This is a genomic window from Paracoccaceae bacterium (assembly GCA_019454225.1).
Classification (GTDB): Bacteria; Pseudomonadota; Alphaproteobacteria; order Rhodobacterales; family Rhodobacteraceae.
The window spans coordinates 2,703,098-2,721,126 of the sequence record CP075370.1; the positions used below are offsets into that span (position 1 = coordinate 2,703,098).

At 71.7% G+C, this 18,029-nt stretch carries 20 protein-coding genes and 1 tRNA gene; 12 read left to right on the top strand and 9 right to left on the bottom strand.

The genetic code is table 11. From position 1 onward, the window contains the following. Nucleotides 1-27: 27 nt before the first annotated feature. From KF887_12775 to rarD, 3 genes are read left to right on the top strand one after another with little or no spacing between them, the layout of a single operon-like run. Entirely contained in the window at nucleotides 28-456 is a 429-nt protein-coding gene (locus KF887_12775) for a cupin domain-containing protein (GenBank protein ID QYK40298.1), read from the top strand. A gap of 7 nt (nucleotides 457-463) precedes the next feature. After that, the gene (locus tag KF887_12780; GenBank protein ID QYK40299.1) at nucleotides 464-1,354 is read left to right on the top strand and encodes a fatty acid desaturase; all 891 of its coding nucleotides are present in this window, start codon (nucleotides 464-466) and stop codon (nucleotides 1,352-1,354) included. A 52-nt stretch (nucleotides 1,355-1,406) separates the two neighbouring features. Further along, a complete protein-coding gene (gene rarD, locus KF887_12785) occupies nucleotides 1,407-2,306 on the top strand; it encodes an EamA family transporter RarD (GenBank protein QYK40300.1) in 900 nt (299 codons plus the stop codon). Nucleotides 2,307-2,525: 219 nt separating this feature from the next. Here rarD and KF887_12790 read toward each other — a convergent pair whose 3' ends face one another. The 5 genes from KF887_12790 to ccmA are packed head-to-tail and all read right to left on the bottom strand — an operon-like array spanning nucleotide 2,526 to nucleotide 5,287. Then, on the bottom strand, nucleotides 2,526-3,059 hold the full coding sequence (locus KF887_12790) for a DsbE family thiol:disulfide interchange protein (GenBank protein QYK40301.1): 534 nt from the start codon (nucleotides 3,057-3,059) through the stop codon (nucleotides 2,526-2,528). After that, complete coding sequence (gene ccmD, locus KF887_12795; protein ID QYK43569.1) at nucleotides 3,056-3,214, bottom strand: heme exporter protein CcmD; 159 nt, start codon at nucleotides 3,212-3,214, stop codon at nucleotides 3,056-3,058. Before ccmD ends, KF887_12790 begins: the two co-directional genes overlap by 4 nt. A gap of 2 nt (nucleotides 3,215-3,216) precedes the next feature. Next, complete coding sequence (locus KF887_12800; GenBank protein ID QYK40302.1) at nucleotides 3,217-3,945, bottom strand: heme ABC transporter permease; 729 nt, start codon at nucleotides 3,943-3,945, stop codon at nucleotides 3,217-3,219. Nucleotides 3,946-3,998: 53 nt separating this feature from the next. Then, entirely contained in the window at nucleotides 3,999-4,655 is a 657-nt protein-coding gene (gene ccmB, locus KF887_12805; protein QYK40303.1) for a heme exporter protein CcmB, read from the bottom strand. Next, on the bottom strand, nucleotides 4,652-5,287 hold the full coding sequence (gene ccmA, locus KF887_12810; GenBank protein QYK40304.1) for a heme ABC exporter ATP-binding protein CcmA: 636 nt from the start codon (nucleotides 5,285-5,287) through the stop codon (nucleotides 4,652-4,654). Before ccmA ends, ccmB begins: the two co-directional genes overlap by 4 nt. A gap of 119 nt (nucleotides 5,288-5,406) precedes the next feature. On the opposite strand from ccmA, the gene KF887_12815 reads away from it, so the two are divergent. Beyond that, nucleotides 5,407-6,399, top strand: a complete 993-nt coding sequence (locus KF887_12815; GenBank protein QYK40305.1) for an aldo/keto reductase — start codon at nucleotides 5,407-5,409, stop codon at nucleotides 6,397-6,399. A 3-nt stretch (nucleotides 6,400-6,402) separates the two neighbouring features. Here the strand turns inward: KF887_12815 and queA are convergent, their stop codons facing one another. Then, entirely contained in the window at nucleotides 6,403-7,458 is a 1,056-nt protein-coding gene (queA, locus tag KF887_12820) for a tRNA preQ1(34) S-adenosylmethionine ribosyltransferase-isomerase QueA (GenBank protein ID QYK40306.1), read from the bottom strand. Then, nucleotides 7,455-10,742 (bottom strand): hypothetical protein, encoded by a 3,288-nt coding sequence (locus KF887_12825; GenBank protein ID QYK43570.1) that lies wholly within the window; start codon nucleotides 10,740-10,742, stop codon nucleotides 7,455-7,457. Before KF887_12825 ends, queA begins: the two co-directional genes overlap by 4 nt. Nucleotides 10,743-11,043: 301 nt before the next feature. On the opposite strand from KF887_12825, the gene KF887_12830 reads away from it, so the two are divergent. From KF887_12830 to KF887_12845, 4 genes are all read left to right on the top strand, one after another. Then, on the top strand, nucleotides 11,044-11,511 hold the full coding sequence (locus KF887_12830) for a peroxiredoxin (protein QYK40307.1): 468 nt from the start codon (nucleotides 11,044-11,046) through the stop codon (nucleotides 11,509-11,511). 145 nt (nucleotides 11,512-11,656) lie between these two features. After that, nucleotides 11,657-12,463 (top strand): ferritin-like domain-containing protein, encoded by an 807-nt coding sequence (locus KF887_12835; protein ID QYK43571.1) that lies wholly within the window; start codon nucleotides 11,657-11,659, stop codon nucleotides 12,461-12,463. Nucleotides 12,464-12,626: 163 nt separating this feature from the next. Continuing rightward, nucleotides 12,627-13,970, top strand: a complete 1,344-nt coding sequence (locus tag KF887_12840; protein QYK40308.1) for a peptidoglycan DD-metalloendopeptidase family protein — start codon at nucleotides 12,627-12,629, stop codon at nucleotides 13,968-13,970. Further along, complete coding sequence (locus KF887_12845) at nucleotides 13,960-14,463, top strand: polymer-forming cytoskeletal protein (protein QYK40309.1); 504 nt, start codon at nucleotides 13,960-13,962, stop codon at nucleotides 14,461-14,463. Before KF887_12840 ends, KF887_12845 begins: the two co-directional genes overlap by 11 nt. Before the next feature lie 128 nt (nucleotides 14,464-14,591). On the opposite strand, the gene KF887_12850 is transcribed toward KF887_12845, so the two are convergent. Beyond that, nucleotides 14,592-14,675: transfer RNA gene (locus tag KF887_12850), tRNA-Tyr, on the bottom strand. Between the two features lie 108 nt (nucleotides 14,676-14,783). On the opposite strand from KF887_12850, the gene rlmB reads away from it, so the two are divergent. The 3 genes from rlmB (at nucleotide 14,784) to KF887_12865 (ending at nucleotide 16,860) form a co-directional block, all read left to right on the top strand. Then, complete coding sequence (rlmB, locus tag KF887_12855; GenBank protein ID QYK40310.1) at nucleotides 14,784-15,560, top strand: 23S rRNA (guanosine(2251)-2'-O)-methyltransferase RlmB; 777 nt, start codon at nucleotides 14,784-14,786, stop codon at nucleotides 15,558-15,560. 323 nt (nucleotides 15,561-15,883) lie between these two features. Next, on the top strand, nucleotides 15,884-16,315 hold the full coding sequence (locus KF887_12860; protein QYK43572.1) for a YHS domain protein: 432 nt from the start codon (nucleotides 15,884-15,886) through the stop codon (nucleotides 16,313-16,315). Nucleotides 16,316-16,356: 41 nt separating this feature from the next. Further along, the gene (locus tag KF887_12865) at nucleotides 16,357-16,860 is read left to right on the top strand and encodes a CoA-binding protein (protein QYK40311.1); all 504 of its coding nucleotides are present in this window, start codon (nucleotides 16,357-16,359) and stop codon (nucleotides 16,858-16,860) included. 11 nt (nucleotides 16,861-16,871) lie between these two features. On the opposite strand, the gene KF887_12870 is transcribed toward KF887_12865, so the two are convergent. Continuing rightward, nucleotides 16,872-17,618, bottom strand: coding sequence for an RNA methyltransferase (locus tag KF887_12870; GenBank protein ID QYK40312.1), 747 nt, complete (start codon nucleotides 17,616-17,618; stop codon nucleotides 16,872-16,874). A gap of 48 nt (nucleotides 17,619-17,666) precedes the next feature. On the opposite strand from KF887_12870, the gene KF887_12875 reads away from it, so the two are divergent. Then, nucleotides 17,667-17,993: a TfoX/Sxy family protein gene (locus tag KF887_12875; GenBank protein ID QYK40313.1), complete on the top strand. Its 327-nt coding sequence runs from the start codon at nucleotides 17,667-17,669 to the stop codon at nucleotides 17,991-17,993. Nucleotides 17,994-18,029: the final 36 nt, after the last annotated feature.

The window sequence follows — 18,029 nt, forward strand, 5'->3', positions numbered from 1 at the left end:
GCAGGACAGGAGAGAGGGGGCGGCAGGATGGACCAGGCGGCGGCGCTGATCGAACGGCTGGGGTTGCAGCCGCATCCCGAAGGCGGCCACTACCGCCAGACCTGGGAAGGGCCGCCGGTCGCGGGCCGCGCCAGCGGCACCGCCATCCTGTTCCTGCTGCGGGCGGGCGAGCGAAGCCACTGGCACCGCGTGGATGCCGACGAGATCTGGCTGTTCCATGCCGGGGCGCCGCTGGTCCTGCGGATGTCGGCGCGTGCCGCGCTGCCCGCGCAGTCGGTCCGCCTGGGGCCCGACGTGCTGGCCGGGCATGCCGTGCAGGCGGTCGTGCCCGCCCACCACTGGCAGGCCGCCGAATCCACCGGCGACTGGACGCTGGTCAGTTGCACCGTCAGCCCGGGATTCCGCTTCGCCGGGTTCGAACTGGCGCAGCCCGGCTTCGACATCCCCCCGGCCTGAGCGCGCCATGGACCACCGCGCCTTCCTTGCCGCGCTGCCGCCCGGTCTGCGGGCCGGGCTGACCGAACGGTCCGACCGTGCCGGGCTCGTCCATCTGGCGGGCCATGCCGGGGCGATCCTTCTTGTCGGCGGGCTGATCGCGGCGCGCGTGCCGGGCTGGGGGCTGCTGCTGCCGCTGCAGGGCGTGCTGCTGGTGTTCCTGTTCACGCTGGAACACGAATGCACCCACAAGACCCCCTTTGCCAGCGAGCGCCTGAACGAGACGGTCGGCCATGCCTGCGGCCTGGTGCTGCTGCTGCCGTTCGGCTGGTTCCGGCTGTTCCATCTGGCGCATCACCGCTGGACGAACATCGAGGGGCAGGATCCCGAACTGGACGGCGGCAAGCCCGAAACCCTGCGCGGCTGGCTGTGGCATGTGTCGGGCCTGCCCTACTGGATCGCGGGCGGACGGCTGGTGCTGCGGCTGGCCGCCGGACGCGAGCGCGCCGCCTACCTTCCGGCCGCCGCGCTGCGCCGCCTGGGGTTCGAGGCGCGGCTGATGCTGGTGGCCTATGCGGCGGTGGCGGCCAGCCTGTTCTGGTCGCCGCTGCTGTTGTGGACATGGATCGTGCCGGTGCTGCTGGGCCAGCCCTGGCTGCGGCTGTACCTGCTGGCAGAACATGGCGACTGCCCCCGCGTGGCCGACATGTTCGCCAACACCCGCACCACCTTGACCACGCGCGCCCTGCGCTTCCTGGCCTGGAACATGCCCTTTCACACCGAACACCATGTGCATCCGGCGGTGCCCTTCCACCGCCTGCCCGACCTGCACCGGCTGATGCGGGCGCATCTGAAGGTCACCGCGCCGGGCTATGCCGCCTTCACCCGGGACTATCTGGCGCGGCGGCGCGGATTGTGACGGCGACAAGATCGGTATGGCCCCGGCGCCACCGCTGGGCTAGGCCGCACGCATGGCCGACACACCCACCACCCCGCCGCCCGCCAACGAGGACACCGCGCGCGGCTTCGCCTTCGCGCTGGCGGCCTATTTGCTGTGGGGGTTCCTGCCGCTCTACATGAAGGCGGTGGCGCATATTCCGCCGGTCGAGGTGATCGCGCATCGCGTCCTGTGGTCGATCCCGATCGCGGGGGCGGTGCTGGTGATCCTTGGCCGCACCGCCGACCTGCGCCGCGCGCTGGCGCAGCCGCGCACCCTGGCGATGGCCGGGATGACGGCGGCGATCCTGTCGGTGAACTGGGGGCTCTACGTCTGGTCGATCGGGGCGGGCCGCGCGCTCGACGCGGCGCTGGGCTACTACATCAACCCGCTGTTCAGCGTGGCCCTCGGCGCCGTGCTGCTGGGCGAGCGCCTGACGCGGCTGCAGCTTGCGGCCATCGGACTGGCGCTGGCGGCGGTGGCCGTGCTGACATGGCAGGCGGGCGGGCTGCCGCTGGTCGCGCTCGGAATGACGCTGACCTGGGGCTTCTACGCCTTCTTCCGCAAGACGCTGCCGATCGGGCCGAACCAGGGCTTCATGCTCGAGGTGCTGATCCTGTCGCCGGTCGCGCTGGCCGTCGTGATCTGGGTCGAATCAGCCGGCACCGGCCATTTCCGGGGCACGACCGACATCCTGCTGCTGCTGGGCTGCGGGCTGGTCACGGCGGGGCCGCTGATGATCTATGCCAATGGCGCAAAGCTGCTGCGGCTGTCGACCATCGGGATGATGCAGTACATCGCGCCGACGATGATCTTCCTGCAGGCGGTATTCCTGTTCGGCGAACCCTTCGGCCCGGTCCGGCTGATGGCCTTCGGCCTGATCTGGGCCGCGCTCGCGCTCTACACGGTCGAGATGGTGCGGACCCGGAAGTAGCCGCATCCTGCGGTTGCCTGGCGCCTGCCGTCGATTGTTAACCCGATCTTCACGATGCGGGCGCAGCCTGCCCGGAACCCCCCCTGCCAGGGAACCGCCCGATGACCCGAAAACACCCCGCCCGCACCCGTGCCGCCGTCCTGCCCATGCTGCCCTGGGCCGAATGCGCCGCGCTGATCCTGGGCTTTGCCCTGATGATCACCGCAGGCGGCTGACCGGTCAGTTGCCGCGCGCCTTCTCGATGGCCGGGCGCAGCGTGCGGTCCAGTTCCTGCCGCGTGATCGGCCCGGCAAAGCGCAGCACGATCCGGCCCTCGCCGTCGATCACATAGGTTTCCGGCACGCCGTAGACACCCCAGTCGATCGCCATGCGGCCCGTGGCATCGGCCCCGATGGCGGCGAAGGGGTTCCCAAGCTCCTCCAGGAATGCCAGCGCCTTGGCAGCGGGATCCTTGTAGTTCACCCCGTAGATCGGGATGCCGGTGGCTGCGATCTCGGCCAGCATCGGGTGTTCGGCCCGGCAGGGCGCGCACCAGCTTGCCCAGTAGTTCACCAGCTTCACCCCCGGCGCGCGCAGCGCGGCATCGTCGAACGGCGCCGCCGCGCCCAGCGGCGCCAGCGCCACCGCGGGGGCCATCCGCCCGGCCAGGGCCGAGGGCAGACCCTCGGGATCGTCGCGCTGCATCCCGGCCCAGAACAGCGCCGCCAGTGCCGCGAACAGCAGCGGCGGCAGCAGCAGAAGGAACCGCATCATGCGTCGCGCCCCTGCCGCGCCTCGACCTCGCGCAGCGCCGCGCGCACCCGCGCGCCCCGCCAGATCGTGATCGCCACCAGACCCGCGATCAGCAGCATCGACGCCGCGTAGGACCCGATCACCGCATCGGCGTATTTTCCCAGATCGGGCATCATGCTCATGCCATCCTTTCCCGCGCCAGCAGCGCGGCCAGCCGCCGCGCCCGGATCTCGGTGCGCGTCCGCATCAGCACCAGCAGGACGAACAGCAGCACGAACCCCGCGATGCACACCAGAAGCGGCACCCAGAACACATCCGCCACATTCTCCTGCCGGTCGACCGATAGGCTCGCCCCCTGGTGCAGCCCCTGGTTCCAGAAGTTCACCGCGTAGCGGCTCAGCAGCGCGAACACCGACCCCACCATGCACAGCACCGAGGTCAGGTCGGCCGCCGTGTCGGGGTCCTCGATCGCGGACCACAGCGCGATATAGCCCATGTAGAACAGGCACAGGATCAGGAACGAGGTCAGCCGCGGGTCCCAGGCCCACCAGGTGCCCCACATCGGCTGCCCCCACAGCGCCCCCGTCACCAGCGCCACCAGCGTGAAGGTCAGCCCGACCGGCGCCGCCGCCTTGGCGGCCAGGGCGCTGACATGATGGCGGCGGATCAGCCAGATCAGGCTGGCCACCAGCATCATCACCCAGGCGTTGATCGCCATCATCGCGGCGGGCACATGCAGGTAGATGATCTTGACCGTCGATCCCTGCCGGAAGTCGTCAGGCGTCAGGAAGAACCCCCAGAACAGCCCGACGCCCAGGCAGGTGACCGCCATTCCCGCTACCCAGGGCAGGACGGCGGCAGAGGTCTGCATGAAACGGCGGGGGTTGGCGTAGTCCCAGAGCGACATGGGGGCGACCTAGCGTCGGTTGCGGGCAGAGGCAAGGTGTAGCATGGCCGCGCTCACCGCAGATTGACGCGGATTGCCGCAGCCGCCGCGAAGGGCAGCATGGCCAGCGCCCCCGCCGTGATCCCCGACAGCAGCAGCACCGGCGTCACCGCATCGCCCCCCGTCGCGGCGCGTTTCACCGCCTCGGCGCCGAAGATCAGCGTCGGCACGTAAAGCGGCAGCACCAGCAGCGACAGCAGCAGCCCCCCGCGTTTCAGCCCGACGGTCAGCGCCGCACCGAAGGCGCCGATCACCGACAGCGCGGGCGTGCCCAGCATCAGCGACAGCACCAGCCAGCCCATCGCGCCCGGCGGCAGGTTCAGCAGCACGCCAAGCCCCGGCGAGACCAGCGCCAGCGGCAGCCCCGTGGTGACCCAGTGCGCCAGCGCCTTGGCCGCCACGACCCCCTCCAGCGGGATCGGCGCGGTGGCCAGCAGGTCCAGCGATCCGTCCTCGCGGTCCAGCGCGAACATCCGGTCCAGCGTCAGCAGGCAGGCCAGCAGCGCCCCCACCCACAGGATGCCCGGCGCGATGCGGCCCAGCGTGGCCGGCTCGGGGCCGACACCCAGCGGCACCAGCACCGCCACCAGCAGGAAGAACGCAAGCCCAAGGCCAAAGCCGCCGCCGGCACGGATCGCCAGCCGCAGGTCGCGCAGGATCAGCACCCTCATGCGAAGTCCCCGGCAAAGGCCCCGTCAAAGCCCGTCGCATCGGCGGCGGGCGGCCCGGCCCGGAACGGCGACAGGTCCAGTTCGACCGCCTCGGGCAGACCGAGGTCGATGTGGGTGGCCGCCAGCACCGCCCCTCCGGCGGCCAGATGCCGCCGCACCACATGCCCGAACAGCGCCACCGAGGCCGCGTCCAGCGACACCGTGGGCTCATCCAGAACCCACACGCTGCGGCCGGTGACCAGCAGCCGCGCCAGGCCCAGCCGCCGCTTCTGCCCCGCCGACAGGTTCTGCGCGGGCCGGTCGGCCAGCCCGGTCAGGTCCATCGCCGCCATCGCGGCCGGCACCTCGGCCCCGCCATAGACGCCCGCCCAGAACGCCAGATTCTCGGCCACGCTCAGCGTTGCCTTGATGCCGTCGGCATGGGCGGCATAGGCCACGCCGTCGGGCGGCGCGTCGATCCGCCCCGCCAGCGGCGGCTGCAACCCGGCCACGCAGCGCAAGAGCGTGGTCTTGCCCACGCCGTTCGGCCCGCGCAGGATCAGCGCGCCCCCCGCCGGAACGGCAAGGCGCACGCCCCGCAGGATCGGAACGCCCCCCCGGGCGCAGGACAGATCGGTGACGGCAAGAACCATGCGCCAGCCCTAGCCCAGCGCGCATCGCCGCGAAAGGGGCCAGCCCGCCGCAGGCATCCCGCCCCCATGGCCAGCCGCCGCATCCCGGGCTAGAACCCCGCACAAAGAAGGAGAACGCCATGCCCCTGCCGCCCCGCCCCTTCGGCCCCACCGGCCGCACCGTGCACCCCATCGGCTTCGGCGCCTGGGCGATCGGCGGCACCTGGGGCGAGGTGCCCGAGGATCAGGCCCGCGCCGCCCTGCATGCCGCGCTCGACGCAGGCGTCGATTTCATCGACACCGCCGATGTCTATGGCGACGGGCGGTCCGAACGCATCATCGCGGCGGTGCTGGCCGAACGGCCGGGCCCCCGCCCCCTTGTTGCCACCAAGGCAGGCCGCCGCCTGTCGCCGCATGTCGCGGCAGGCTACACCGGCGCGGCCATCGCCGCCTTCATCGACCGCAGCCGCGCCAATCTGGCGATGGACCGCCTCGACCTGGTGCAGCTGCACTGCCCGCCCACGGCGGTGTTCTCCGATGCCCGGATGTTCGACGCGCTGGAATCGCTGCGCGCGCGGGGGATCATCGCGCATTACGGCGTGTCGGTCGAAACCGTGGACGAGGCGATGACCGCGCTGCAATGGCCCGGCCTCGCCTCGGTCCAGATCATCTGGAACATGTTCCGCCTGAAGCCCGCGCAGGCCTTCCTGCCCGCCGCCCGGGCGCGCGGCGTGGCGGTGATCGCCCGCGTGCCGCTCGCATCGGGCCTGCTGACCGGCAAGATGACCCGCGACACCGCCTTCGACCCCGAGGATCATCGCGCCTTCAACCGGGACGGCGCGGCCTTCGACAAGGGCGAGACCTTTTCGGGCGTGCCCTATGACGCGGCGCTCGAAGCCGTCGACGCCCTGCGCCCGCTCGTCCCGCAGGGCGCCACGATGGCGGCCCTGGCCCTGCGCTGGTGCCTGATGGAGGATGCGGTCACCGTGGTCATTCCCGGCGCGAAATCGCCCGCGCAGGTCACGGCGAACCTCGCCGCCGCCGATCTGCCGCCGCTGCCTGCCGAAACCATGCAACGCGTCCGCGCGGTCTATGACCGGCTGGTCCGCCCGCATGTGCACCACCTGTGGTAGCGCTCAGCCCGCGATCTCGAAGCCGCCCGGAAACAGCACCGAGGCATCGCCATAGCTGAAGAACCGGTATCCCTGCGTCACGGCATGGGCATAGGCCGCGCGCATCCGCTCGACCCCCATCAGCGCCGAGACCAGCATCAGCAGCGTCGATTTCGGCAGGTGGAAATTGGTCATCAGCGCGTCGGTCACCCGGAATCGATAGCCGGGATGGATGAAGATCTCGGTGGTGCCCCGGAACGGCGCGATGGCGCCGCCCGCCGCCGCGCTTTCGATCAGCCGCAGCGCCGTCGTGCCCACCGGGATCACCCGGCCCCCGGCCGCCCGCGTCGCCGCGATCTCGGCCGCGGCCTGCGGCGTGACCTCGCCCCATTCGCCATGCATCCGGTGCGTCGCCACATCCTCGACCTTGACCGGCAGGAAGGTGCCCGCGCCCACATGCAGCGTGACGAAGGTCAGCGCCACACCGCGCGCCGCCACCGCCGCCAGCAGCGGCGCGTCCAGGTGCAGCGATGCGGTCGGCGCGGCGACCGCGCCGGAATGGCGGGCGAACACCGTCTGGTAATCGGTCGCGTCCTGCGCGTCGGGCGCCCGCTTCGCCGCGATATAGGGCGGCAGCGGCATCGTGCCCGCCACCGCCAGCGCCGCCTCGAACGCGGCGCCCTCGCGGTCGAACACCAGCCGGGCGTCGGCCTCGCCCCGCTCCGCCACGAGCGCCGACAGTCCGCCGGCAAAGCGCAGCCGGTCGCCCGGGGCAAGCTTGCGCAGCGGCCGTGCCATGGCCCGCCACCCCCCGGTCGCGGCAGGCTCCATCAGTGTCACCTCGATCCGCGCCACCGCATCGCCGCGCTGCCGCTCGCCCGCCAGCCGCGCCGGAATCACCCGGGTGTCGTTCAGCACCAGCCGGTCGCCCGGCCGCAGCAGGCGCGGCAGGTCATGGGCATGCAGGTCGGCCATCGCACCGGGCCCCACCGCCAGCATCCGCGCGTGGCTGCGCGGACGGGCGGGGCGCGTGGCGATCAGCCGTTCGGGCAGGTCGAAATCGAAATCGCTGAGCTTCATCTCTCGTCGCGGGGCTGCGGGGCGGGCGCGCGGGGCGCGGGCGCGGGGGCCGCGCCGGTGGCCTCGTTAATCCGTGGCGGCGGGCGGCGAAAGATGTCGCGGAACATGCCCGGCGTCAGGATCGACAGCGGGTTGACCGAGATCTGCGGATTGTCCGCCGATCCGGTCAGGCGAAAGCTGATGCCGATCAGCCCCTCGCCCCGCCGCGTCAGCACTGCGCCGATGGCATTGACCAGATAGAAGGGCGACACCACCCCCTGCATGTCCAGCCGCCGCCGCTCGACATCATAGACGCCCGCCAGCGAAATCCCCATCGACGCCCCGACGGCGGCGGCGCGCGTCACCTCGACCGCCCGCGCGGTCAGGCGGAAATCCGCGTCGGCCTCGCCGAACAGGATGCCCTGCCCGTTCAGCTGGTCCAGCAGACCCACGACCGAGGCCGCGTTCAGCAGTTCGGCCAGAACCGGTGTGCCGCGCAGCCGCACGTTGGTGATGTCGGCCCGCCCGTCATAGCCACCCGCGCGCGGCCGCAGCACCATCACCAGATCGCCGCCCCGCGCATTGGGGAACAGCCCGGCCGAGGCCAGAACCGCCCCCGCGTCCTGCGCGGTCACCCGCACCGCCGATCCACCCTCGGACGGCGCGACCGTTCCCTGCACCACCGCCTGACCGTTCACCCGGGCCAGGAACCGCCCGCCGAAACCGCCCGCCGTGGCAAAGGTGCCCCGCACCCCGGTCAGCGCGATTCCCTCCGACACCGTCACCCGGTCGAACTGCACCGCGATCTCGCCGCCGCCCGCGCCGCGCGCCGCGCCGCCCATCCGGTCGGGCATCCGCCGCAGGTCGACCGTGCCGCCGCCGATCTCGACCCCCGGCGCCGCCCCGCCGCGCCCGACCAGCGTCACCGGCGCGTCCAGCCAGGCGCCCGCGCGCACCCGGTCGAACCGCGCCCGGTCCAGCCCGCCGCCGGGCCGCAGGCTGACCGTGCCCTGCGCCGACAGCCCCGGCGCCTCGACCGCCAGCCGCTCGATCGCGGCGGGCGCCGACAGCCGGGCCGTCACCTCCAGCCGCCCCGCCCCGGCGCGTGGCTTGCTCCACCCGATCTCGGGAATCGACAGGCCGACGCCCCGCAGATCGGACGTCAGGCGCAGCACCGGGGTGCCGGCGCGTGGCAGGTCCACCTCCACCCGCCCGCGCCCCGCGCCCGACACAAGCCCCCGCGGCAGACCCAGCCGCAGCCGCTCGGCCGCCTCGGGCGACATCTCGACCGTTCCGGTCACCGTCGCGCCGCCCTCGCCCGGACCCAGCGGCTGCCGGTAGGCCGCGTCGAAGGCCACGCCATCCAGCGTCCCCTCGCCCGCGATCACCAGTTCCGTGGGGTCGGCCGCCACCCGCAGCAGGTCGGCCGCCATGGCGCGCCCGGGCACCAGCACATCCGACCGCACGTCGGCGATGGTGCCCTCGACCCGCCAGACCACATCGCCCGGCTCCACCCGCTGCACCAGCGGCACGGTCAGCCGCGCCTCGACCCGCGCGCGCCCCTCGCCCAGCGTCACCGGCCGTCCCGCCTTGGTCAGGAACCCGAAGGGCGGCTGGTCCAGCAGCGACAGCGTCGCGGTCAGGCTGCCGTCGGTGCGCAGGGTGACATCCGCCGCCGACGGCCGCCGCGTGATGTCGGGCACCGCAAAGACCGACCCCGCCACGTCGATCCGCCCGCCTTCGGGCGGCACCACCGCGCCCCGGTCCAGCACCAGCGTATAGCGTGCGCCGTCCAGCGCGGCATAGCCCACCCCCCCCTCGATCGGCGGCAGCGTCCGCAGGAACCGCACCCCCGCCCCTTCATAGTCATAGGTCAGCGACATGCGCGGCGCGCTGCCGGGCGTCAGCCGCACAGCCGCGCGCAGGTTCGACAGCGTGCCCTCCTGCACGTTCTCGGCCAGCCAGGCCCGGGTCTGCGGCACCAGCCCCAGCGGCCACAGCGCGACCAGCCGGTCATGCGCGATGGCATCCATGCCCACGTCCAGCGCCACCCGCCAGCCGCCCTCGGCGACCTCGGCCCAGCCCTCGGCCGACAGCCGCCGCGCGCCGTCCAGCAGCTGCAGCTGCCCGATCTCGACGCTGAACGGGTCCAGCCGCAGGCGCAGGTCCAGCGCCCCGCCGGTGAACACGGCCGGCGCGACGAACAGCCCCTCGGGGTCCATCCGCACCTCGCGGAACGCGATCTGCGCCAGCATCTCCTGCGGCAGGCCCTCGGTCGCACCGGGAAAATAGGCGTGGCCTCGGGCCGACAGGCGCAGCGACGGGCCCTCGACCGCGATCTCCGACATCTCCAGCCGGTCACGGGCCGGGTCGAAGGAAAACGCCAGCGCCGCATGGTCAAACGCCACCGGCGCGGCGCCCCCGGCCGCCAGCGCCCCGCCCCCCAGGTCCAGCCGCGCCGCCAGGCGGTCCGGCGCACCGTCCTCGGCCAGCCCCGCATCCAGCCGCCCCGAGATCGGCGCCTCCAGCACGCCCAGGAACGCCAGCGGCGCGGCCAGCGCGGCCAGGTCGCTGGCCGCCACCTGGTCGACCTCGGCCGACAGCCGGGCCCCGGCAGTGCCGCCATCCGTCACCGCCGTCAGCACCGCCCGCGCGGGCGCCGCCCCGCCGCCGATCAGCGACAGGCCCATCTCGGCGGCAAGGCCGCCGCCCTCGCGCCGTTCCACCCGCAGCCGCCCGTCGCCCATCTGCCAGACCCGGGCCGCCAGCGCGTCGGCGACCGTCAGTGTCAGCCCCTCGGCCTCGATATGGCGCAGACGGTCCAGCGCGGGCAGCGCCGCGACGTCCTCGGCGGCGTCGAACAGCCCGGCAAGGCTGTCGAAGGCAAAGGCCGGCAGGCCGCCACCCAGCGACAGGTCCAGCCGGCCGTCGGCCAGCCGCCGCACGTCCAGCCGCGCGCCGGTCACGCGCAGCGTGCTGATCCGCAACTCACCCCCCAGCAGCGCCCCGGGGTCCGCCGTGACCCGTGTTTGCGGCAGGATCAGCAGGGCCTCGCCCCCCGCCTGCATCAGCCGCAGGTCCTCCAGCCGCAGGCGCGGCACCCAGTCCTCGTCCACCGTCAGGACGGCGCCACCCAGCGATACCGTCGCCCCCTCCGCCGCGGCCATCGTGCGCCCCTGCGCAAGCGCCGCACGCAGCGCACCGTTCATCCGCGTCTCGGCCTCGGCCACCGCCCAGACCGGCAGGCGGATCGGCACGCCGCGCAGTCCCGCCGCCAGCGCCCCGATCGCGATGACCAGGAACATCAGCACGATGAAGGCCCAGGGCACCCGCGCCCGGTAGATGCGCGGCGCACGCGACCGGCGGCGCGGCGGCGGGGCGGGCGGCGGCTCGGGCGCCAGGCTCTGCGCCAGCGCGACGGGCGACGGCACGGGCGCAGCCACGGGCAGCGGCGCGTCGCCCTGCCCTTCCGCCGCCTCGCTCCGCTGGTCCGCCGCCCCGTCCGTCACGCCGCCATCCGCTTCCTGCGGCCGATGCCGCCTTGCCCTTTGACTTTGCCCCATGGCACCTAGAACACCAAGCACACCCCCAACGCCAGAGGACGCCATGCCTTCCATCGCCCAGGGCGACACCGCCCCCGACTTCACCCTGCCGCGCGACGGCGGAACCGACATCACGCTTTCGGCCCTTCGGCCGGGCAAGGTCGTGCTCTATTTCTACCCGAAAGACGACACCCCGGGATGCACGACCGAGGCGCTCGACTTCACATCCCGGTTGGCCGACTTCAGCGCCGCCGACACCACGGTGATCGGCGTGTCGAAGGACAGCATCAAGGCGCATGACAAGTTCTGCAAGAAGCATGGCCTGCGCATCATCCTGGCCTCGGACGAGCATGGCCACACCTGCGAGGACTATGGCGTCTGGGTCGAGAAAAGCATGTACGGCAAGACCTACATGGGCGTGGAACGGTCCACCTTCCTGATCGACGGCGAAGGCAAGGTGGCGCGCGTCTGGTCCAAGGTCGGCGTCAAGGGCCATGCCGACGAGGTGCTGGCGGCAGCGCGGGCGCTCTGACGCCGGGACCGGCGCCGGGTTAACGCCCCGTCACCCCGGGGCGCGGCCTGTCGGGACGGATGCCATACGCTTGCGGTACGGAAAACCGACGGATACGGGACAGCGGCGGCAGCCCCCGGAGGACGCGATGACCACCCTTGCGCAGATGGCAACCGAGGTTCTGACCACGGCAGACGGACGCGCCAAGACGGCCCTGTCCCGGGCCCATGCCGCCGCCTGGTTTGCCGCACGGGCAGCGGGAACGCCGGTTCCGGTGGGCAGCGCGGCGCCGCCCGACCGGCCCGCGCGCCCTGCCCGACCAGCGCTTCTGTCGCCCCGCGACATGCCGCGCCGCAGGCCCGGCACGCTGGCCGGGCGGCTGGCGCTGCTGCATGCCGTGGCGCATATCGAACTCAACGCGGTCGATCTGCACTGGGATGTCATCGCCCGCTTCGCGGACCATCCGATGCCGCTTGGGTTCTATGACGACTGGGTCAAGGCGGCCGACGAAGAATCAAAGCATTTCAATTTGATATCCGACGTTCTTGAAGCGCATGGATCGCATTACGGCGCATTGCCCGCGCATGCCGGAATGTGGCGCGCGGCCGAGGATACCGTCACCGACCTGCGCGGACGGCTGGCCGTGGTGCCGATGGTGCTGGAGGCGCGCGGGCTGGACGTGACGCCCGGCATGATCGAGATCTTCGAGCGTGCGGGCGACACGGGCGCCATCGCCGCCCTGCGCGTGATCTATGCCGAGGAGGTCAGCCATGTGGCCTACGGGTCCAAGTGGTTCAACTGGCTGTGCGGGCGCGAGGGGCTTGATCCGAAGGACGAATTCCACAGCCTCGTGCGCCGCTACTTCCACGGCGCGCTGAAGCCGCCGTTCAACGAGGAAAAACGCGCCGAGGCCGGCATCCCACCCGATTTCTACTGGCCCCTGGCCGGCGATGACCGCATCGCCGACAGCTGAGATCGGCATAATCCCGCCGGTTGCGCCCCCGGCAGCCCGGGTCGCCGTCCATCGCGGTTGCGCCCCTGCCTTTCCCTGACTATCCAATCGCTTGGGGATCGGCACCCGGCAGCCACGCGCTGCGGGCACCGGACAGGGGCAGACCACAGACAGGACATCGCGCGTGCTGAAACGGGTTTCCTACCGCATCCATGCGGCGCTTGAACGCCGCTTTCCGGAACGCCGCCTGTTCCTGAAATCGGATCAGGAAACCCGCTTCGTCCGCCTCTCGCCCGGCACCCAGGCGCTGTCCGTCGTGGTCGGCACCGCCGTGTTCGGCTGGACCATCCTCGCCACCGCCCTGATCCTGATGGACAATATCGGCGCAGGCGACGCCGCTGCCCAGACGCAGCGCCAGCAGGCGATCTACGAATCCCGCCTGACCGCGCTTTCCGCAGACCGCGACCTGCGCGCCGACGAGGCGGCCCGGGCGCAGGAACGGTTCAACCTGGCGCTGGCCGAGGTCTCGGCCATGCAGTCGCGCCTGCTCGAGACCGAGGAGGCACGGCGCGAACTGGAAAAGGGCGTCGAGGTCATCCAGGACACGCTGCGCCGCACCATCGCCGAGCGCGACACCGCCCGCGGCGAGGTGCAGGCGCTGGCCGCAACCCTGAAGCGCGAAACCGGGTCCTCCCGGACGGGCGAGGGGCGCGGCCAGGACACCGCCGCAACGCTGGGCGTGCTGGCGAGCGCGCTGAGCGGAACCGCGGCGGAACGCGACGCGATGGTGCTGGCGGCCGAGGCGGCGCAGGCCGAAACCGACGTGGTCGAGGCCGAGAAACGCGCCCTGCTGGCCCGCAACGATGCGATCTTCGCCCGGCTGGAAGAGGCCGTCACCATCTCGATGGAACCGCTCGACAAGATGTTCCGCGCCGCCGGCATGGCACCGGACGACCTGCTCCGCGAGGTGCGGCGCGGCTATTCCGGACAGGGCGGCCCGCTGACCCCGATCAGCCTGTCCACATCCGGCGCCGCGACGCTTTCCCCCGAAGAGGTGCGCGCGAACGCCATCCTTCAAGGCCTTGACCGCATGAACCTTTATCGGCTCGCGGCGGTCAAGTCGCCGTTCGCGATGCCGGTCAAATCATCGTTCCGCTTCACCAGCGGCTTCGGCTATCGCCGCGATCCCAAGGGTGCCGGAACACGGATGCACGAAGGCACGGATTTCGCCGCAGGCCACGGAACGCCGATCTACGCCACCGGCGACGGCACGGTGGTCCATGCCGACTGGGATTCGGGCTATGGACGCACCGTGCGCATCCGCCACGAATTCGGCATTGAAACGGTCTATGCCCATCTCAGCCAGATCCGCGTGACCAAGGGCCAAAGGGTATCGCGCGGGGACCGGATCGGTGATATGGGTTCCTCGGGCCGGTCAACCGGCACACATCTTCACTACGAGGTCCGGATCGGGGGGCGTCCCGTCAACCCGATGACCTTCATCAGGGCAGCAAGCAATGTTTTCTAAGAGCCGCATCAACGAGCCAGGGCCGAAACAGGCCGAAGCCGAAAAGACCCGGGCACCCGAAGGATTGCCCCCCACCGGAAAGCCGTCGATGGACTATACTCCCAATGCCCCCAAGGTGAAGGCACCCGCCTCGGTGCTGTCGTCCGACCTGACGATCACCGGCAACCTGCGTACCACCGGCGACATCCAGGTGGAGGGCACGGTCGAGGGCGACATCCGCGCCCACCTGCTGACGGTCGGCGAAACCGCGACCATCCGGGGCGAGATCGTTGCCGATGACATCGTGGTGAACGGCCGCGTGATCGGTCGGGTCCGCGGTCTGAAGGTCCGCCTGACCTCGACCGCCCGGGTCGAGGGCGACATCATCCACAAGACCATCGCCATCGAGTCGGGCGCGCATTTCGAGGGATCGGTGCAGCGTGCCGACGATCCGCTGGCCGCCGGCCGCGCGCCGCAGCTGGCGATTTCCGGCCCGAAGGCGGCCGAAGGCTGAACACGGCATCATTCGGTTGCGCGGCCGGGCCAGCAGGTCCGGCCGTTCGCGTTTCGACCCGGACGACACATCAGGATCATGGCGTAAGCCATTGATCTGGATTGATAAACCGGAAATTTCGAGAAGGATGGTGGGCGACCCTGGAATCGAACCAGGCACGAGTCGCCTCGGCGGAGTTACAGTCCGCTGCCGCACCTTGCAGCACGTCGCCCACTGACGGCGGGGAATAGCCGAGGCCCCGGGGGGCGTCAAGGCCGATCGGTCCGGCTTTTCCCCGCGCCGCACAACCCCTATGAGGGGACAGCAGGAAGGATGCGACAATGAAGAAACCCGCCTGGGTCATCGACAAGGAACGGGCCCGGCGCGACGGCGCGCGGGAAACCGTGTGGCTGTTCGGGCTGCATGCGGTACGCGACGCGCTGCTGAACCCGGCCCGCGAACGCCTGCGGCTGGTGGTCACCAAGAACGCGCTGGACCGCATTGCCGAGGCGGTCGCCGCCTCGGGGATGGAGCCGGAAGTGGTCGATCCCCGCCGGTTCGAGGTGCCGATCGACCCGGGCTCGGTGCACCAGGGCGCGGCGCTGGAGGTGCGGCCGCTCAACTGGGGGCCGCTGGGCGACGTGGCGGCATCGGGCGCGGGCCTGCCGATCGTCGTGCTGCTGGACCGAGTGACCGACCCCCACAACGTCGGCGCGGTGCTGCGGTCGGCCGAGGTGTTCGGCGCCCGGGCGGTGATCGCGACGGCCCGCCATTCGGCGCCCGAGACCGGCGCGCTGGCCAAGGCGGCCTCGGGCGCGCTGGAGCGCCAGCCCTACCTGAGGGTCACCAACCTTGCCGAGGCGATGGAGGACCTGCGCGCGATGGGCTACCGGCTGATCGGGCTGGAGGGCACCGCGACGGCAACGCTGGCCGAGGCGGTGGCGGCACAGGACGGGCGGCCGCTGGGGCTGGTCATGGGGGCCGAGGGCGACGGATTGCGGGAAAAGACCCGCGACACCTGCGACGCGCTGGCCCGCATCCCGGCGGCGGGCGCCTTCGGGTCGCTGAATGTCTCGAACGCCGCCGCCGTGGCGCTCTATGCCGCCGCCACCCGCTGACATGGGTTTCACAGTTGCGCGATAGGCCCGCCCCGGGCCTTTTCCCGCGCGCCTGCCGATCCCACCTCTGATGGCAGGGGCGCAGGCCGGAACCCTGCGTCACCTTCACTGTCCCTCGTTCCGCCACTTGGCGCCCGGCCCCATGGCCCGGGCGTCTTTTTGTTTGGCCCAGCTTCGGTCCGCGACAGCACGGAATCGTCATCCCCGGCAGGGGGCAGGTCGCGTAACCTGGACCGGGGCCATGCGAATGGCCCTGCGCACCCATCATGCAAGGAAGCCCGCCGATGACCCTGCCCCACCCCACGCGCCGCCAATTCCTGGCCATGCTGGCATTCGCAGGGCTTGGCGCCGCGCTGCCCGGCGCCGCGCGGGCATCCCGTGCGGCGGTGTTCGCGCGACCGGACGGGGTGGCGATCGGCGGGTTCGATCCGGTCGGCTATCTGACACAGGGGCGCCCGCTGCGCGGCAAGGCCGAATTCAGCCATGACTGGATGGGCGCCACATGGCGGTTCGCCACCGCCGCCCACCGTGACCGGTTCGCTGCCGATCCCGCCGCCAATGCCCCGCAGTTCGGCGGCTGGTGCGCCTGGGGCGTGGCCGAGGGCTATCTTGCCTCGACCGATCCCGAGGCCTTCACCGTGCATCAGGGTCAGCTCTACCTGAACTATTCGCGGGGCGTGCGCAGCCGCTGGGAACGCGACATTCCCGGCAACATCGCGCGCGGCCGCGCGAACTGGCCCGGTGTTCTGGGTTGAGGGGGCTGGCGGGGCGCGCGGGCCGGCGATAGCCTGCGACCATGACCGACACACCGCCCGAACCCGTTCCCGACGCCCCCGACGACGCGACGCTGCGCGCCGTCCTGACCGGCACGCGCGTGGTGGCCGTGGTGGGCCTGTCCGCCAATCCGCTGCGGGCGTCGCATTTCGTGGCACGCTATCTTGGGCTTCGGGGGATGCGCATCATCCCGGTGAACCCGGGGCTTGCAGGGCAGACGGTGCTGGGCGAGGTCGCGGTGGCGCAGCTGTCCGACATTCCGCCCGAGGCCGCGGTTGACATGGTCGATGTGTTCCGCCGCGCCGAAGAGGTGCCTGCGGTTCTCGAGGCCGCGCTGGCGCACCTGCCCCATCTGCGCACCTTCTGGATGCAGATCGGCATCCGCCACCCCGAGGCCGCGGCCCTCGCGCGGGGCCGGGGACTGACCGTGGTGCAGAACCGCTGCCCGAAACAGGAATGGCAGCGGCTGTTCGGCGAACTGCGGATGGGCGGCATCAACACGGGGATCGTGTCGTCGCGGCTGTAAGGGGCGGCGGCTCAGCCGTCCTGGCGCTTCAGCTTCCATGCGATCTGGCGCAGCATGCCGTGGAAGGTCTGCACCTCGGCCCGGGTCAGGCCCAGCCTTGCCCAGATGTTGCGCAGGTTGGCCTTCATGTGCGGCGCCTTGTCGGGCGGAAAGAAGAACCCGGCCGCATCGAGCCGTTCCTCGAAATGGTCGCCGAGGCGCGCCACCTCCTCCCGCGTGGCGACGTCGCCACCGGCAAGGTTCAGCGTCTCGGGCGGCATGCCGGACCCCTGCCGCTGCCATTCGTAGGCCATCAGCAGTGCGCATTGCGCCAGGTTCAGCGACGGGAACTCGGGGTTGACCGGGACCGTGACGATGGCATTGGCGGGGATGATCTCGTCATTCTCCAGCCCCGTGCGCTCGGGTCCGAACAGCACGGCGACCCGGCGCCCCGCTGCCGACAGCGCGCGCGCCTGTGCCATGGCGCGTTCGGGCGTCACCACCGCCTTGACAAGCTCGCGGCCCCGGGCGGTCGTGGCAAAGACGTGGTCGCAATCCGCGATCGCCGCACCGACATCGCCGAACAGCCCCGCCTGATCCAGCAGCCGCCCCGCCCCGCTGGCCATCGCCACCGCCCTGGGGTTGGGCCAGCCGTCGCGCGGCGCCACGACCCGCATCCGCGTCAGCCCGAAGTTCAGCATGGCCCGCGCGGCGGCACCGATGTTTTCGCCCATCTGGGGGCGCACGAGGACAAAGACGGGCGGAACGGGATCGGCCATGATGCGGCGCAGATAGCGGCAGGCGGCCGCCGGGGCAAGGAGGCAGGCATGGCCTGGGACGAAGGGCTTGCGCAGTTGCTGCGCGACGATCTGGCAAACGAGGCCGTGCAGGAGCGCAAGATGTTCGGCGGGCTGGCCTTTCTGGTGGGGGGGCACATGGTCTGCGGCATCCACAAGGGCGGCGCCATGTTCCGCGTCGGCCGCCCGAACGAGGCGGCGGCACGCGCCATTCCCGGCGTGTCGCCGATGATGTTCACCGGGCGGCCGATGACCGGCATGGTGGGCTGCTCCGACGCGGCCTGCGCGGACGACGTGCGGCGTGGGCAACTCATGGCCATGGCGCTTGGCTTCGTGCAGGCCTTGCCGCCGAAGTAGCCAAGCCCCGAAACTTGGGCTAAGGGCAGGCGATCC

Bases quoted from the DNA above. Each gene is read 5' to 3' on its own strand.
- KF887_12775 (QYK40298.1), top strand. From the start codon at position 28: ATGGACCAGGCGGCGGCGCTGATCGAACGGCTGGGGTTGCAGCCGCAT.
- KF887_12780 (QYK40299.1), top strand. From the start codon at position 464: ATGGACCACCGCGCCTTCCTTGCCGCGCTGCCGCCCGGTCTGCGGGCC.
- rarD (QYK40300.1), top strand. From the start codon at position 1,407: ATGGCCGACACACCCACCACCCCGCCGCCCGCCAACGAGGACACCGCG.
- KF887_12790 (QYK40301.1), bottom strand. From the start codon at position 3,059: ATGATGCGGTTCCTTCTGCTGCTGCCGCCGCTGCTGTTCGCGGCACTG.
- ccmD (QYK43569.1), bottom strand. From the start codon at position 3,214: ATGATGCCCGATCTGGGAAAATACGCCGATGCGGTGATCGGGTCCTAC.
- KF887_12800 (QYK40302.1), bottom strand. From the start codon at position 3,945: ATGTCGCTCTGGGACTACGCCAACCCCCGCCGTTTCATGCAGACCTCT.
- ccmB (QYK40303.1), bottom strand. From the start codon at position 4,655: ATGAGGGTGCTGATCCTGCGCGACCTGCGGCTGGCGATCCGTGCCGGC.
- ccmA (QYK40304.1), bottom strand. From the start codon at position 5,287: ATGGTTCTTGCCGTCACCGATCTGTCCTGCGCCCGGGGGGGCGTTCCG.
- KF887_12815 (QYK40305.1), top strand. From the start codon at position 5,407: ATGCCCCTGCCGCCCCGCCCCTTCGGCCCCACCGGCCGCACCGTGCAC.
- queA (QYK40306.1), bottom strand. From the start codon at position 7,458: ATGAAGCTCAGCGATTTCGATTTCGACCTGCCCGAACGGCTGATCGCC.
- KF887_12825 (QYK43570.1), bottom strand. From the start codon at position 10,742: ATGTTCCTGGTCATCGCGATCGGGGCGCTGGCGGCGGGACTGCGCGGC.
- KF887_12830 (QYK40307.1), top strand. From the start codon at position 11,044: ATGCCTTCCATCGCCCAGGGCGACACCGCCCCCGACTTCACCCTGCCG.
- KF887_12835 (QYK43571.1), top strand. From the start codon at position 11,657: ATGGCAACCGAGGTTCTGACCACGGCAGACGGACGCGCCAAGACGGCC.
- KF887_12845 (QYK40309.1), top strand. From the start codon at position 13,960: ATGTTTTCTAAGAGCCGCATCAACGAGCCAGGGCCGAAACAGGCCGAA.
- rlmB (QYK40310.1), top strand. From the start codon at position 14,784: ATGAAGAAACCCGCCTGGGTCATCGACAAGGAACGGGCCCGGCGCGAC.
- KF887_12860 (QYK43572.1), top strand. From the start codon at position 15,884: ATGCTGGCATTCGCAGGGCTTGGCGCCGCGCTGCCCGGCGCCGCGCGG.
- KF887_12865 (QYK40311.1), top strand. From the start codon at position 16,357: ATGACCGACACACCGCCCGAACCCGTTCCCGACGCCCCCGACGACGCG.
- KF887_12870 (QYK40312.1), bottom strand. From the start codon at position 17,618: ATGGCCGATCCCGTTCCGCCCGTCTTTGTCCTCGTGCGCCCCCAGATG.
- KF887_12875 (QYK40313.1), top strand. From the start codon at position 17,667: ATGGCCTGGGACGAAGGGCTTGCGCAGTTGCTGCGCGACGATCTGGCA.